Source organism: Methylobacter sp. BBA5.1 (assembly GCF_000746145.1).
In the GTDB taxonomy this organism is placed as follows: Bacteria; Pseudomonadota; Gammaproteobacteria; order Methylococcales; family Methylomonadaceae; genus Methylobacter; species Methylobacter marinus.
Map to the genome: position 1 here is coordinate 93527 of NZ_JQKS01000022.1, position 14343 is coordinate 107869.

The 14343-nt window shown below is 51.8% G+C and carries 13 protein-coding genes; 4 read left to right on the top strand and 9 right to left on the bottom strand.

Annotation, left to right across the window (positions count from 1 at the left end; genetic code table 11):
- Window positions 1–13: 13 nt before the first annotated feature.
- Window positions 14–649, bottom strand: a complete 636-nt coding sequence (locus EK22_RS14475) for a YchE family NAAT transporter (protein ID WP_020160299.1) — start codon at window positions 647–649, stop codon at window positions 14–16.
- Window positions 650–741: 92 nt separating this feature from the next.
- Here EK22_RS14475 and EK22_RS14480 point away from each other — a divergent pair, with 92 nt between their 5' ends.
- Window positions 742–1233, top strand: coding sequence for an ATP-dependent zinc protease family protein (locus EK22_RS14480; RefSeq protein WP_020160300.1), 492 nt, complete (start codon window positions 742–744; stop codon window positions 1231–1233).
- Between the two features lie 82 nt (window positions 1234–1315).
- Here the strand turns inward: EK22_RS14480 and EK22_RS14485 are convergent, their stop codons facing one another.
- From EK22_RS14485 to EK22_RS14510, 6 genes are all read right to left on the bottom strand, one after another.
- Window positions 1316–3394 (bottom strand): cation:proton antiporter, encoded by a 2079-nt coding sequence (locus EK22_RS14485; RefSeq protein WP_036252120.1) that lies wholly within the window; start codon window positions 3392–3394, stop codon window positions 1316–1318.
- Window positions 3395–3525: 131 nt separating this feature from the next.
- Window positions 3526–4368, bottom strand: coding sequence for a 23S rRNA (adenine(2030)-N(6))-methyltransferase RlmJ (locus tag EK22_RS14490; protein ID WP_036252124.1), 843 nt, complete (start codon window positions 4366–4368; stop codon window positions 3526–3528).
- A 44-nt stretch (window positions 4369–4412) separates the two neighbouring features.
- Window positions 4413–5207, bottom strand: a complete 795-nt coding sequence (locus tag EK22_RS14495; RefSeq protein WP_036252126.1) for an RMD1 family protein — start codon at window positions 5205–5207, stop codon at window positions 4413–4415.
- Window positions 5208–5288: 81 nt separating this feature from the next.
- Window positions 5289–5702, bottom strand: a complete 414-nt coding sequence (locus tag EK22_RS14500) for a hypothetical protein (protein ID WP_020160304.1) — start codon at window positions 5700–5702, stop codon at window positions 5289–5291.
- A 179-nt stretch (window positions 5703–5881) separates the two neighbouring features.
- On the bottom strand, window positions 5882–7174 hold the full coding sequence (locus tag EK22_RS14505; protein ID WP_020160305.1) for a flavohemoglobin expression-modulating QEGLA motif protein: 1293 nt from the start codon (window positions 7172–7174) through the stop codon (window positions 5882–5884).
- Between the two features lie 38 nt (window positions 7175–7212).
- The gene (locus EK22_RS14510) at window positions 7213–8460 is read right to left on the bottom strand and encodes an ArsB/NhaD family transporter (protein ID WP_036252129.1); all 1248 of its coding nucleotides are present in this window, start codon (window positions 8458–8460) and stop codon (window positions 7213–7215) included.
- A 168-nt stretch (window positions 8461–8628) separates the two neighbouring features.
- On the opposite strand from EK22_RS14510, the gene EK22_RS14515 reads away from it, so the two are divergent.
- Complete coding sequence (locus tag EK22_RS14515; protein ID WP_051114364.1) at window positions 8629–9216, top strand: peptidoglycan L,D-endopeptidase MepK; 588 nt, start codon at window positions 8629–8631, stop codon at window positions 9214–9216.
- Between the two features lie 189 nt (window positions 9217–9405).
- Here EK22_RS14515 and EK22_RS14520 read toward each other — a convergent pair whose 3' ends face one another.
- Complete coding sequence (locus tag EK22_RS14520) at window positions 9406–10194, bottom strand: methyltransferase family protein (RefSeq protein ID WP_036252132.1); 789 nt, start codon at window positions 10192–10194, stop codon at window positions 9406–9408.
- A gap of 604 nt (window positions 10195–10798) precedes the next feature.
- Between EK22_RS14520 and cmoA the strand changes: the two genes are divergently transcribed.
- Together cmoA and EK22_RS14530 are read left to right on the top strand one after the other, a co-directional pair.
- The gene (cmoA, locus tag EK22_RS14525) at window positions 10799–11527 is read left to right on the top strand and encodes a carboxy-S-adenosyl-L-methionine synthase CmoA (protein WP_051961916.1); all 729 of its coding nucleotides are present in this window, start codon (window positions 10799–10801) and stop codon (window positions 11525–11527) included.
- An 83-nt stretch (window positions 11528–11610) separates the two neighbouring features.
- On the top strand, window positions 11611–11868 hold the full coding sequence (locus tag EK22_RS14530; RefSeq protein ID WP_036252136.1) for a hypothetical protein: 258 nt from the start codon (window positions 11611–11613) through the stop codon (window positions 11866–11868).
- Window positions 11869–11893: 25 nt separating this feature from the next.
- On the opposite strand, the gene EK22_RS14535 is transcribed toward EK22_RS14530, so the two are convergent.
- Window positions 11894–13729, bottom strand: a complete 1836-nt coding sequence (locus tag EK22_RS14535; RefSeq protein ID WP_036252139.1) for a L,D-transpeptidase family protein — start codon at window positions 13727–13729, stop codon at window positions 11894–11896.
- Between the last annotated feature and the right edge of the window lie 614 nt (window positions 13730–14343).

The following is a 14343-nucleotide window of genomic DNA, read 5'->3' on the forward strand; positions in this document are numbered from 1 at the left end:
GTGGGAAAGACAATTACTCCGCCAGCACCGGAAACAGGCCTTTCAGTCCGCTGGCGATGAATTCGACGGCAAGCGCCGACAGGATCAGTCCCATCAGCCGGGTGAAAATATTGATGCCGGTCTGGCTGATGTGCCGGATCAGCCAGGGGGTCGTTCTCAGTACGATCCATAAAATCGCCATGACGGCAATGATATCGAGGCTCATGATCAGGTAATGATTGATGTCGGTGCCCCGGTGCGAGTACATGATAACCGTACTGATAGCGCCAGGCCCCGCCAGCAGCGGCATCGATAACGGCACCACGGCGATGGACTGCCTGGCTTCGCCTTCCTCGGCTTCTTTTTTCGTATGTACGGTTTTGCTGATTTTGGCTTGCAGCATGGAGAGCGCCATCAGCATCAGCAGAATGCCGCCGCTGACCAGGAACGAATTGATACTGATGCCGAAAAAAACCAGCAGGTTTTCCCCCAGAAACAGCGCCAGCAGCAGAATCGTCGTGACCGTTATCACGACGGTATTCTCGATGTTTTTGAGTTCGGACGCTTTCGTATGAGCGGTCAGCGCGGCAATAATGGGAATGATGCCTATCGGATCGACCACGGCGAACAAGGCGATAAATATTTTTATATAATCCGTATATTCAAGCATAATATTTTCCGGCAAGCGAAGTGGATCACAGGATTCGGCTGGCTACAGGCATAACTCTAAACCGATAACAGACTTGCAGGCAAAGATAATTCATGACAGACGTATCCATACAGTTACCGATGCTAGGCTGGCGCGAGTGGGTCGCGCTGCCCGAACTGAATATCGGACAGATCAAGGCTAAAATCGACACCGGCGCGCGTTCGTCGGCTCTGCATGCTTGCGCAATCGATCCTTATCGAAAAAGCGGCCAGCGCTGGATCATGTTTGCCATTCATCCCAGCCAGATCAGTACCGATGTGCTGGTCGAGTGCCATGCGCCGGTCAAGGATCGCCGCCTGGTGTCGGATTCGGGCGGGCACAAGCAGCGGCGCTACGTGATAGAGACCGAGATCGTCCTGGGCCGTACGATGGTCAGAGCCGAAATGACGCTGACCAATCGCGACAGCATGCGTTTTCGCATGCTGCTCGGGCGCACCGCGATGAATACGCGCTTTATCATCGATCCCTGCGCCTCGTACCTGCAGGGAAAACCCGAGCTTTATCGGGATGCGCGCCTGTCGGAGCAGGAAATAATAACCCTGTGATATTTTAAGGAAAGCCTTTGCAAGGCATGGACTGCAGTGACCGGCTTCAGGAAGAAGCCGGCAGGCCTTGAAAAATAGTCACTTACTCATGCAGTTCTTTATTGAGCGAGATGTACAGTTTGGGCGTGATGATTTCGTCCTCATGCAATTGTTTCAGAATATCGCCTTGTAAAGTATGCAATACCCTGTCAGCCGACTGCCGGTTCAACTGCTCCAGCAAGGCCTGGTTGGATTCGATTTGCTCGTTCATATGTACTTCGGTTTGCGCTTGTAAAGCCCGATAAACCGAGAGCACATTTTCTATCGCCTGCTTATCATCGAAAATTTCGCTCAGGTGCGACTGTTCCAGCGTGGACAGTTCGCGGATCGCTTTCGATATCAGTTTATATTGCGTGCGGTAATACAGATAAACTTCTTCCGGAGCCGGCGCTTTGGGCGACAGGAAAAGCGCCCGGCGGATGGTGTTGATAAAGCGAGTGTATATCCAGTCGCTGAAATGCTCGTTCGTCGCCTTCAACTGCTGTCTGCCGCGTTCAACCCGCTCAATTTGAATTTCCAGAATATCGAGAATTTTCTTATAGCCGGCTTCATTGATTTCCTCGCGCCGGAAAATCTCTTTCAGCATGGCTTTTTCCAGGCCTAGCGCATACAGGCGCAGCATGTTTTCGATTAAACGGTCGGAATCATCGAAATTTTGCCTGGACAGTTTGCGCTGTTGCTGATGCAGCGCGCGATAGTAAGAGGATAAAGCCTGATGCTGGTGCTCACTGATTTGTTTGTTGCTGTATAAATCATCGAGTTTATCGAGCAGGTCCTTGTAAATCAGCGCCTTGCTTTTGAGGTAGCTCAATTCCTCTTGCGGGGAGAAGGCATCGATATTCAACCGGCGAATGATTTTGCCGATCGTCGTGGCTTTGATCAGCAGGGTGAAATAAATACAGCCGATAGTGATGGCGGTAATGAACTCTTTAATGGAAAAGGAATAAGTCCAGCCGGGCAGGCTCAGATTGTCCGGAATCAGCAGCACCATGACGATCGCCAAGGCGCCGCGCAGACTGCCCCAGGATAATAACTGCTGCCAGCTTTGCGGAATTCTTTCTTCCAGCTTGAGGGCGTGAATAATCGATATCGATGTATAAACGGACGCGATACGCGCCACGGCAACCACGATGATAATGGTTATGATCGGCAGGATGGCAATTTTTAAATCGATGGAAAGGTTGGCGAACATCAAGCCCATCAGGATAAAGACCAGTGAGTTGGCCACGAAGGCAAAATAGCTCCAGAATTTTTCCATGTATTCCTCGACGCCGTGGGACATCTTGTAACGCCCGTAATTGCCCATGACCATCGAGGCGATCAATGTGGAGATGATCGAAGACAGACGGATTTGCTGACCGAACACAACCACATGCTCTGAAATCAGCTCGGTCAGCAGGAAGGTGAAATGCGCAACCAGTAAGGTCAGCGTGATTTCCAGATGTTCATTGCCTTTCACCAATTGGATCAGTTTCGAGAACATGAAGCCCATCAGCAGACCGAAAATGACGCCGCCGACCAGCATGGTCGTGAACGAGAAAAGCCCCGACAGCAGGGTCGGAAAACCGGTGTAGCCATGAATGAACAAGTCCAGAAACACCAGGAACAGAGCGAAGGAAGTGGCATCGTTAAACAAGCTTTCGCCTTCGAAGATCAGGGTCAGGCGATGCGGCGCGCCGTACTCCTTAAACAGCGACAGCACCGCTACCGGGTCGGTTGAGGAAATGATGGTGCCGAACAGCAGCGTGACCAGCAGCGGAACTTCCAGGCCCAGCAATCCGAAAGCCCATTGTCCGACAAAACCGATGAATACCGCCGATATCAGCAAGCCCAGGACGGCCAGTATGCCCATCGAGTACTTGTTTTCCTTGACGTTGCGGAAATTCATGTTGTAAGCCGATTCAAAAATCAGAATAGGCAAAAACACAAAGAACAGCGATTCGGGCGTTAACTGGAAGCGGGTGATAAAAGACAGTGATTCGATGCGGGATACAGGGACTAACAGTGAGCCGACCACTACCAGCAAGACGGTATAGGGTATACGGATTTTAATCGCCAACACATTTACGCCTAATGCGATCAACATTAAAGTAAAAACGGATAAAAAGACGTCAAGATTCATTACTGTTTTGGAAGGTGTTAAATGGATGGATGGGTGGAGAAAAAGCTGTATTGACTCGCCATTATATCGGAAATTACTAATATCAGCGCCAATAAATCAGCCACGGTTGCTTGAAAGAAGCAGGATACAGGCTATTCCCCGGCCAATTTTCGGACCCGGAAAAAGCCCGCGCCGCTCTCGCCCAAAACGTCCGCCAGCCAGGGCAGGACGCGCTCCATGTCCGGCGTTAAGGTCCAAGGCGGATTGATCACAATCATGCCGCTGGCGGTCATGCCGTGCTCGCTGGTATCGGCCTGAATGCCCAGTTCGAATAACTGGATATTCTTTATGCCGCTGTTTTGCAGGGCCTGTTCCAGTGCGTCATTGCGCCGGCGTTCGACGACCGGATACCAGAGCGCGAAAATGCCGGTGGCAAAGCGCTTGTGCATTTTTACCAAGGTATCCACGACTTCCTGGTAATCGCTTTTCATTTCATAGGACGGGTCGATCAGGACCAGGCCGCGGCGCTCGGCCGGCGGCAACAGGCCGATGGCGTTTTTCAAGCCGTCGTCATGGAAGACTTTGATGCGCCTGTCCCTGTTGACGGCTTCCGTCAGCAAGGCGATTTCCGTCGAATGCAGCTCATATAAGAACAGCCGGTCGGCGTCGCGCAGTAACTGTTGCGCGATCAGGGGCGAGCCGGGATAACGCCTGAGCGGCTCCTGGCCGTTGAATTGCCTGATCAGTTCGACATAGGCGGCTACGCCGTCCGGCAGGTCATGCCGTTGCCATAGCTTGCCGATACCATTGTCGAATTCCCTGTTTTTCAGGGCGTAGTCGCTGTCCAGCGCATAAGCGCCGGGGCCGGCATGGGTATCGACGCAGCAGAACGGTTTGTCTTTTTTCTTCAGGTATTCAAGAATCCGGATCAGAATCAGGTGTTTCAGCACATCGGCGAAATTGCCGGCATGGAAGGCGTGGCGGTAACTGAGCATAAAAAGGGTTTTTGTAAGAAGGATAAGGGCGGTTGCCGGGTTGCTCAGACTACTTTTTCAAAAATAGTCATGGCGATTTCGAACGCAATCAGCCAGATGATAATCCATTCCAGTGCCGAGGAGTGCCGGTGCTTTTGTTCATCGGCCAGCATTTCGAACAATTCATGGATAGTTTCGAGTTTTTTGGACAGAACCTCGATGCGTTGTGTTATTTCCAGGTATTTGGCGGCGACGCTGTAAAAAGGTTCGTATTCCGGGTATTCCCAGAAAAAATCGGGAATATCGAGCAGGTCGTAATTCAGAATGATATCGCTTTTGGTCAGGAACAGCTGGCCGCGGATTTGGGCTATTTCCTGGCGGTTCAGGTTGATGCGCCCATCCTGGGCCAGTGACTTCGGAATGTAATTGGTATTGGTGATCGTCCTGAGGGCGTGGGTCTCGAAATAGGCCAGCTTGATCGATTGCGCCATGCCCTGGGACAGTGCGAACAACAGGATGGGGTCGGAAGATTCGACTTCTATATGGTCTTCAACAATACGGGTCGTCGAGCAATTGAGCGCGTAGGTGAAATTGTCTTCCTCGACGATCTCAAGCGGGTTATCCGCATGCTCCAGCAGTAAATGATGGAGCCGGGACTGTTGCTCCGGGCCGATGTTCCAGTGCACGGCGGCTCCATACGCGAAAATAACCGACAAGGTCTGATGATCCTCAATCAGCAGGGCGCCTTTAATGATCCTGACCTGTTTTGATTCCGAAATGACTTTTGACAGTTCGGCAATATCAAAACGTTGCGCCAGGCAATAGGCAACGCATTTTTTGATGGACGGATTCTCAGGCATGCGGCATTCTTAAAAGCTCATTCGGGGGCGGTGTGCGGCTGGTTTCCAGCCTGGCACGACTTGCCCTTGAACAGGGTTGATTTATTCGGTTATTTTGACTAACCATCCGTTTTCGCCATCGCAGCGCGGCGATTTGGCATTGACCTTGACGTTAATTCTGGCGGTGACATTTTTCAGTTCGGCCGGCAATTTGCCTTTTACCAGATAGAAGCTGTCTTTATCTTCGGCCGTGATTGCCACCGGGATCGTTTTTACCGTGACCACAACCTGATCGGGGCTTTGAACCCCGGTGGCCCTGAAGGAAAATTCCGATTCGGGCGCAACCGTCGCCAAATGGGCCGGTTGGAAGTTGCTGACCCGGGCTTTTACACAGGATCCGCCGCTATTGCCACCGCCAACGCTATGGCCGGCATGACCGCTGGCACCGGCCATCGCATCGGTTATAGAAAAAAAAGAAAGACTCAATAAAATGACGAGCAGTTTTGATGTTCTCATGGTTTCCTCTCTAATTATTATATTCAGCATTCGAAGCGATGCTGTGTTTTATAGCCCGGATCGTATGTTGTCGCGTTCCGGGCGGCCGCGGATGAGAGTGTGAAAGGGTTCGATACTAAATTTTTCACAATCCCGGAAGCATGACGACCAGCACGCCCGCCTTGCGGATAATGCGCCGATTATAGAACATTCGCGTAGTCCTGCTCCAGTTGCCGGAAGTTCATCGAGGACATGAAACGGCTAAAACTCAGCCAGGCCGACAAGCCCATCAGGTCGGTGAACTGGGGCGGCAGGAAACGCGGTGCGATGACCGTGCCTTCCTCAACCAGGTCGGCCAGCACTTTCATGTCCTCGATCATGGTTTTGCCGCAAAACAGCAGCGGGATGCGATCAGGCTTGCCGGTGCTGACCGCCAGTCGCATAAAGTTATAAGTCAGCACGAAACCTTTGATATAAGTCAGGTCCTTGGTGAAAGGCATGCCGTCCGCGCTGCTGCCCCTGAACACCCGGCTGCTGAGCGTGTAGCTTTCTTCCGGGTCCAGGCCCTTGTCCCTGAAGAAATGGAAGATATCCATGAAGTCCGCGCCGTCTTCGGCCAGCGTGATCGCGCGTACCCGGTTGATCAGGCGCATCAGCCGGTTAGGCGTGGAACTGAGGGTCAGAATCTCCATCAAGACCGCCAGCCCTTCCTGCGTGACCGCGGATGAAGGCGGCCCCTTGCCCAGAAACGTGCAGTAAGGCTGGGCCAGGCCGTTCAAGGTCGTGCCCAGATGCACCCAGATTTCGTGCACTTCGAGCACGCGCAGGTCGCGCATATTGAACAGGGCGTCCGCGCGCAGTTTGACGTAGTCGGTGCCGGCGGCGGCATCGGCGACGATGCCGTCACTGATCATCGCGCGCAGGCCGTCGCCGGGAAACAGGTTTTCAATCCTGTCGTTGAGAATGGCTACCGCTTCCTTGGCCGTAATGGTTTTGGGTTCTTCAACCAGGAAGTCCAGCTTCAGCAGTTGCGTCAGCGTTTCTTCCATCATGCTGCCGAGGCCGGCGATAGTCGGGTCGCCGACATGAAACACATCGTGGGAGGAGCCGTACAGTTCCTGGGAAATATCGGAAAAGATCGGCGTGCCCCGGGACTCCAGCATGCGCACGACGGATTGATACTCGCGGCAAATCTTGCGCATGATCACGCTGAGCGGATTGAGCTGGCCCAGTGTGCGCGCCAGATCGCGTTCGATCTGGTAGAACTCGCGTTTTTTCTCTATCGGATCAAAGCCTAACGGCCGCTGCGAATAATAATCAGGCGACACGGCCGGCGGCTTCCTGCATTTGGCCTCGAAAAAAGCCTGCTTGACGTTGTCGTCCCATTTGATCGCATCCAGAATGCGTATCGGCTGTTGGGCCTTGACGATACGGTCCGAAAGCATTTTGACTTCAGTCAGGTAAGTGGAGGGTTTGGTTGTCTTTTTGCTCATTAAGTGTCTGCCAGCGCTGCAACGGGTCGGGAAATCTTTCAGGCCGGGCCATACCAGTAGCGCAGCCAGACCCAGTATATCAACAGATTGATAAAGCCCAATGGAATTCCAACGCGGGCAAACTCGAAAAAACCCAGCGTCGCTCCGTGTTTTTCGGCATGCTGGATAATGATGACGTTGCTGGCGGCGCCCAGGATCAGGAAGTTGCCGGCTATCGTGCTGCCGGCCGCCAGGGCCATCAGCGAGGCGCTATCGCCATGGGTCAGCATGGGCAGATACAGTGCGACCAGCGGCACATTGGAAATCAATTGGCTGAGTGAGGTGCTGAGCAGCATGATCGCCGGCACTGATGTCAGGTCTATGGCTAACGCATCGACCTGCCGCTGCATGATGCCGGTCTGCCAGACGCTGGCGGTCAGTACAAAGAGAGCGGCAAAAAAGACCAGGGTCGCCCAATCCAGGCTTTTTAGCAGCGACAGCCGGGCGGGGCTCAATAGTATCGGCGGCAAGGCGGCGATCAGTGCGATATGGCTCAAGTTGATCTGGATCGGGCTGCGCAGGCTGACCAGGATGATTTTGACGATGATAAGGCCGATCAATAAGCACAGCGACAACCGGGCGAGCCGCGCCAGTTTCGGGTCCAGCAGTTCGACGGGGTTATGGACCAGCGGCAGGGCGGTGCGGAACTGCGCTCGATAAACCCATCGCAGTATCAGGTACGTGACGGCCAGATTGAGCAGCGTCGGCACGGCCAGGGCTTCGAAAAACGTCTGGAAGGGTGCCGCCAAGCCGGCGTGAGTGGCGATGAGCAGATTCTGCGGATTGCCGATAGGGCTCATGACGCTGCCGAGCGTGATGGCATAAGCCAGTGTCAACAAGAACAGTTTACTGTTGAGGCCATGCTCCCGCGCCAGTCGCAACACCAGCGGCGTGCCTATGATGGCAAGTGTGTCGTTCATTAACAGGGCCGAGCTGAAAGCGGCGCCGAACAGGATGCCCATGAGCAATTGCTGCGCTGATTTGAACCGGTTGAACAAACGATAGGCCAGGTAATACAGATAGCCGCTGAGAACCAGTGTTTGACCTACAGCGAACATGCCCAGCAAAAACAGCATGACATCAAAGTCTATCGCCGTTAAGGCATCGCGCCAGCTAATCTCGCCGGCGGCCAGCACAACCACGGCGCCGCCGGCCACCGCTTGCCAGATTTTAATGGTAAAGCGGCCGATTTTGCGCAGGGCGATCAGGATAAACACCGCGATAAGCACGATTAAGGATAGATTCATGGGTTTTGGTGGCCTGCCAGTTTGTAATGATGAGTTTACGAAGCATTTTACCGCTTAACGTGATGCCGCCTGTAAATGCTTGCGCAGCGTCAGTACGAATACCTATTTAAGATTCATTTAAGGCGGGTGTAGGAGAATGCCCTCGATAGCGTTACATAAAGAAAAACCATGAACACTATATCGAAAGACCTAGAAATTGATGTGGGCGGGTTTGTAGCATCAAGGCGCAGGTTTCTGAAGACGATGGCATGTGGTTCTTTGTTAACACTCGGCGGGACCGGAATCGCAAACGCGGCACTCAGACCTTTCCCTACGCACAAGACGCTTTCCCTGCTACACGTTCATACCGGCGATAAGCTGAAGCTGACCTATTTCGAGCAAGGCGATTATCTTCAGGACGCCCTGCACGAAATCAGTTACCTGATGCGCGACTATCATACCGATGACGTTCACCCCATAGACCCGGAACTGCTGGATCAGTTATATGATCTGACAATGGTACTCGGACTCAGGAAACCTTTCCATATCCATTCGGGCTACCGTTCTCCGCGCACCAATGCCAGATTGCGTAAAATGTATCGAGGCGTCGCCAAGCACAGTCTGCATATGAAAGGCAAGGCCATCGACATTCATCTGGACGGATTTGATACGCGTAAGATCAGGAAAGCCGCGCTTGCCATGCGTCGCGGCGGGGTCGGGTACTATCCGCGAGCTAACTTTGTGCACCTGGACACAGGCGATTTTAGGTACTGGTAGATCAAATTCTCATGACGATACGCTTTAGCCTCGAAGCAGTTCCGCTTTTTGATTCATGAGTGCCGCTACCGGCAGCAAAATTCCACCGGCCTGAAATCCGAAAAACGCAATCGCCCCGGCACTTCAGGGATTGATCCATTTATTGTTTCATCCGTTTTCGTGCTACCAGTACCCGCTCGCGGAACCAGACTACCCCAAGTCACTGTGCTCATTGTGAAGGTCCGATACCAAGCGTCCCGTTTTTCTCAAGTAATTGACTAAAACAGACAAGGCCACTGCCAACAAAAATACCACAGCCAGGACAGCGAAGACCGAGTGACTATTTTCGAACCCATAGAGGGCATAGGTCTTCCATGCGACCAGTGCGACGCCGATGAGCAGTGCCTCGACTATCGTTCCGGTTTCCTTATCGAGAGCCTTGCGCCAGTTATAATGGTCGAATTCCCGTAAAGTTCGACTCAGGCCGCGCAGATTGGGCCAGAAGCGATTGACGGTTTTCGTATAAGTCTCAAACTCCTGACCAAACTTTTTCCTGAGAAAATCCTCTTCCGCCGAGATGACAGCAAGATAGACAAACCCGAAGGACAAGAAGATCAACGAGGAAAGCAAGGGCGAACCGTAGAGTAGGCTCAACCCCATCGTTATCAGAAAATTCCCTACATACATCGGATTCCGTGTGTGTGAATATAATCCTTTCACGACCAGCTTGGTGGCATATACTTGCCGATTTTTTCCGCCACGATGAATGTAGGCAAAGCCGATGGTCGCCAGGCGCAATACCTCACCAGCCAAGGCAATCATAATCCCAAGAATCACCATTAACTGGTCGAGTGAGTGGCTTCCTAGGAACAAGAACGGTTTAATCATGATGATCAGTGCGATCGCGATTCCCGGCAACAACATCTTGCGCGCGTGATATAAGACGTTACCCGTGGAGACCAAGAAACGGCTGAGTGGGGTGATACTAGCTGACTGCATGATAATAAACTCCCTTAAAAAATTGAGTGAGATATTGTACCCCTCACTTGGCGTCTGCGGAAATCTCCAGTAAAATCAAGGTTTCCGGTTGGTGGCGGGGGATTGAAATTTCTGACTAAGGCTCCGCATTTTAGCCAACTCGTTTGAGGTCCACAATGGTCCCTAAAAGACTGTTAGTGCCGGATTTATTGCATCTTGCTTTTTAGTATCGTCACATTCAAAACCGCCGCATGAGTTACGAGAACAACAGAAAGATTTTGCCGGCAAACGGGATTATTTCGTATTGTCGCAGTGACCGTGCAATGAGCGATGCTGGAAAAACGGGTAAATTTTACACACTTTATTAACACGCTTGGAGAGTGTGCCATGCCTATGATTTGAATGCGAAAGCGTGGACGCAGTTTATTTTTCGCAAGTGAGTGGAAATCATATGCCACAGTGCTTCGAGTAATCGTCTGGGCCCTGCAATTACTGTCTCCTCCAGAGCTTACTGTAAAGCGGAATTATAACCCTATGCTAAGGTTTAAAATTTTTTTGGGATCGGTAATAGACCTGTCCAGTCAACAAACAAGCTTTTCCGAAGCGATTAATTTTTTGGATTTCCATGTGCAAAGATCAAGTTTTTAAGGAACAAACTCAAAAGGCTGCAGATTTTAAATTCGGTACCGCGGTTGCCAATGTATTTGATGATATGGTGAACCGTTCGGTGCCTTTTTACGGAGAAATTCAGCGCATGATGGCGGAACTGGCTGCCGACTATGCCACTGCAGGTACAGATGTCTATGACTTAGGCTGCGCTACTGGGACTACTCTAATCGGTATGAACACCTCGATAGCCGAGGATATTCGTTTTATTGGAATTGATGATTCCCCTGAAATGTTGAGCAAATGCCAAAACAAACTGGAAGAAGCCGGTTTTAAACGCTCTTTTGAATTACGTATTGCGGACTTAAATAAAAATGTCGAAATTTCCAACGCATCAGTCGCGATCTTATGTCTGACACTCCAATTTGTCCGTCCCATTAATAGGGAAAAATTGTTGAAATCCATTTTTGATGGTTTAAACGGCGGCGGTGTATTGATTCTGGTGGAAAAAATATTAGCTGAAGACAGCATCTTTAATCGGGACTTCATCAAGTATTATTATAACTACAAGCGACGCAACCATTATAGCGAGATGGAAATTTCACAGAAACGTGAAGCTTTGGAAAATATTCTTATCCCTTATAAACTCAGTGAAAATATCACCTTGTTGCACGACACGGGTTTCGCACATTGCGAAGTGTTTTTTAAGTGGCATAACTTTGTCGGACTCATTGCGGTGAAACAATAAATGGATCAGTCCCTGGGGAGCCGGGGCGATTGCGTTTTTGCGGATTTCAGGCCGGTGAGATTTTGCCGCCGGTAGTGGCACTCATGAATCAAAAAGCGGAAGAAGCGTTACCCGAGTCGTCTGATCGATGGAGTGTGGCGTTAACTGAAACTCCTCGGCGGGTGCTCGATGCCATCCTCTATAACCTGAAAGCCGGTTGCCAGTGGGCAAGACCAGCGTGCTCGCTGGTTGGAGTGTCAACTGCCGGGGAGCCGCTCTCCTGTATCCCGCCGAATATTCACGGGGCACAAAAGAGCTGGGGTGCTCAGCGCATTAAACAGAATGAAAGCGCCCGTACGTAATCAGCCAATAATTACCGGATTGCGCTTACCTGACTAATTGGACCGGCGCCGGACTTTTGCTGATGAAAAGCGACTGATCGGACAGGTCGGCCGGTTTTTCCAGGGCGCTCTGCAAAACCGGGTCATGATCGTAAATATCCTGGTAAAACACCAAATTATCATGCTGATCGAGAAACGACGTCGTGTAAAAGAACAGAACCGGGATCGGCTTTTTCAGGAGCACGCGTTGCGTTTTCGGCGTCTGCATGGCTTCCTGTATGGTTTCCGGGCTCCATCCCGCCTGGTCTTTAAGGACGAACTCCGCCAGCCGCCGAGGATGTTCAACCCGCACGCAGCCGTGGCTGAAATCCCGGCGCGACCTGCCAAACAAGGCATTGGCCGGCGTGTCATGCAGATAGACGTCGCTCTGATTGGGGAAAATGAATTTTACCTTGCCCAGGGCGTTTTTGTTGCCGGGGCGCTGCCGGGCTTTTAATGTGCCTTTTCTCAACCGGGAAATTGATTGGTCGGTCAATGGCACGGCCTTGATTTCATTGCCGAAACTGGGGACCAGTTCGATATTCTCCTTGGCGAGATAATTTCGGTCTTTGATTATTTTAGGCAGTACTTCGGTTTTCAGAATGCTGTAGGGAATATTCCAATACGGCATGAAATCAATAAACCGCATTTCCGCCATCAACACCGGTGTCTGGTTTTCCAAAGCCTTGCCGACCACCACTTTCATATTCAGCGCCTCGGCATCGATTTCCCCTTGGGCGTTGAACGCCCATAACTGGAAGGCGGGAATATTAACGATAATCGACGGTCCGGCCGGGAGTTCAGGCAGCCAGCGCAGCCTTTCCATGGCTAGTTCGATTTGCGTGACACGCTGTTTTAGCGGCACGTTGAGTGCCGCGGCGGTATTTTTGCCGATCACGCCGTCGGCATCCAGGCCGTGCCGATACTGGAATTTTTTAACGGCCTCAACGATTTCGCCCGTATAAATCGGCGCGGCTTCGTCGTTGCCGCCTTCGTCGGCTTTATCTTCAGGCAGGTCGCCGACCGCGATCAGGAACCGGCGCAGCTCCGCCATTTTCGGCAGCTTATCGCCGGACCGTATGGCTTTAGTGTAGGCCAGTTCATAAGGCCGGGCTTCGGCGGCCAGTCGGCGATAAGCGGCTAAAGCCTGCTTTAGCTTTTGATACTGCTTTAATTTCGGCTCGACCAACAGGGGCAGTTTGGCGATCGTATCTTGCGCCAGACTGTCTTTAATCAGCGCCGGCAAATCGGTCAGTTTTTTTGCCCTTAGCTTCAGGTTGAAATTGATGCCTTGCGGATTAACCCGGCCGTAATGCAGGTCGTGCAGGAAACGCAGCAGGGACAGGCTCAGCGCCGTATCATACAAGGCGAGCGAGTGATGGTTTTCAGGATCGGGCTGCAAGGCCGCCGGCAGTTTCCGCTGTAGCGCCTCGGCGTCATAATTCGCCGGATTCAAGCCGTGTACCGAAGCTTCTTCCAGCAACGTCAGGGCTGTGGCGATATTTTTTTCCGAATGATCATGGCCCAGCCATAACAGCTGATGGCCGCTGAACCTATAGAGATTCTCGAGGTCCTCCGCGCGATTGAGGAAGCTGGACAGTTTCAGGTATGGATGCTGTTTTGCCGCGATAATGGCGATGATTTCCTGCTCCACGCCGGATGGCTGGCCGTCCGTCTCCTCCGCGTGCCCCCACGGCGAGGATACCATCAGGGAGAACAGCATCAACAACCGGCCGGCATAGCGCCTGCTCCGCCGTTTTAGGTCTGTTTGCGATAATTTCGAGATGCCGGAAACATAATGAATCCCATAACTATAACCATTTGCCAATATAATCAGCCGCATGCAATGTAACACCTACTTATAATCCAGTTCTAAAACCCGACGACGCCGACGTACCGCTATCACGCCGCGCATTCTATCATAGAGCCGAAGCTTGACAGTTATTTACATGAGCTCATTGAAATTTAAGATTACTTTGGTAGTTTATAAAACGGATGTACTGTTCGGATTATGTCGGGCTGTTTTTTCAGGCGCTCCACTATTATTGGTTTAATAACTGATGTTACGCAGTAAGTTGAATTCAGATCGGTTTAGCAAAGTGTCGCTAGCGCGACGATTGTTTGAATCGGGTTTATCGCACCCGAAGGCGAGTTACTTTCTTTTGCGCGGCCAAAAGAAAGTAACCAAAGAAAAGGCCGCCCGTTGCCGCTTTTCCCTTGCGCTCCTCGCTTTCGACGAGGGTTGCCAAAAGGGACTTCCTGTCCCTTTGGCAACGCGCTGCATCCATGCAGCGCCCCTTTGGGCTGCTCACTCGGCACATCCCTGTACCTCGCCCTTTGGGTGCGATGCATGCAAATCGGCTATCCTGCCGATTTGTCTCGCCGAAAGCTGCGGTGCTCGGCGCGGCAAACGGGATAAAATCGTCCGTGCGTAACATCAGTTAATAACGACCCGGA

What these genes read in the sequence shown, in the direction of transcription:
- EK22_RS14475 (WP_020160299.1), bottom strand. Translation starts at nt 649, where the DNA reads ATGCTTGAATATACGGATTATATAAAAATATTTATCGCCTTGTTCGCC.
- EK22_RS14480 (WP_020160300.1), top strand. Translation starts at nt 742, where the DNA reads ATGACAGACGTATCCATACAGTTACCGATGCTAGGCTGGCGCGAGTGG.
- EK22_RS14485 (WP_036252120.1), bottom strand. Translation starts at nt 3,394, where the DNA reads ATGAATCTTGACGTCTTTTTATCCGTTTTTACTTTAATGTTGATCGCA.
- EK22_RS14490 (WP_036252124.1), bottom strand. Translation starts at nt 4,368, where the DNA reads ATGCTCAGTTACCGCCACGCCTTCCATGCCGGCAATTTCGCCGATGTG.
- EK22_RS14495 (WP_036252126.1), bottom strand. Translation starts at nt 5,207, where the DNA reads ATGCCTGAGAATCCGTCCATCAAAAAATGCGTTGCCTATTGCCTGGCG.
- EK22_RS14500 (WP_020160304.1), bottom strand. Translation starts at nt 5,702, where the DNA reads ATGAGAACATCAAAACTGCTCGTCATTTTATTGAGTCTTTCTTTTTTT.
- EK22_RS14505 (WP_020160305.1), bottom strand. Translation starts at nt 7,174, where the DNA reads ATGAGCAAAAAGACAACCAAACCCTCCACTTACCTGACTGAAGTCAAA.
- EK22_RS14510 (WP_036252129.1), bottom strand. Translation starts at nt 8,460, where the DNA reads ATGAATCTATCCTTAATCGTGCTTATCGCGGTGTTTATCCTGATCGCC.
- EK22_RS14515 (WP_051114364.1), top strand. Translation starts at nt 8,629, where the DNA reads ATGAACACTATATCGAAAGACCTAGAAATTGATGTGGGCGGGTTTGTA.
- EK22_RS14520 (WP_036252132.1), bottom strand. Translation starts at nt 10,194, where the DNA reads ATGCAGTCAGCTAGTATCACCCCACTCAGCCGTTTCTTGGTCTCCACG.
- cmoA (WP_051961916.1), top strand. Translation starts at nt 10,799, where the DNA reads ATGTGCAAAGATCAAGTTTTTAAGGAACAAACTCAAAAGGCTGCAGAT.
- EK22_RS14530 (WP_036252136.1), top strand. Translation starts at nt 11,611, where the DNA reads ATGAATCAAAAAGCGGAAGAAGCGTTACCCGAGTCGTCTGATCGATGG.
- EK22_RS14535 (WP_036252139.1), bottom strand. Translation starts at nt 13,729, where the DNA reads ATGCGGCTGATTATATTGGCAAATGGTTATAGTTATGGGATTCATTAT.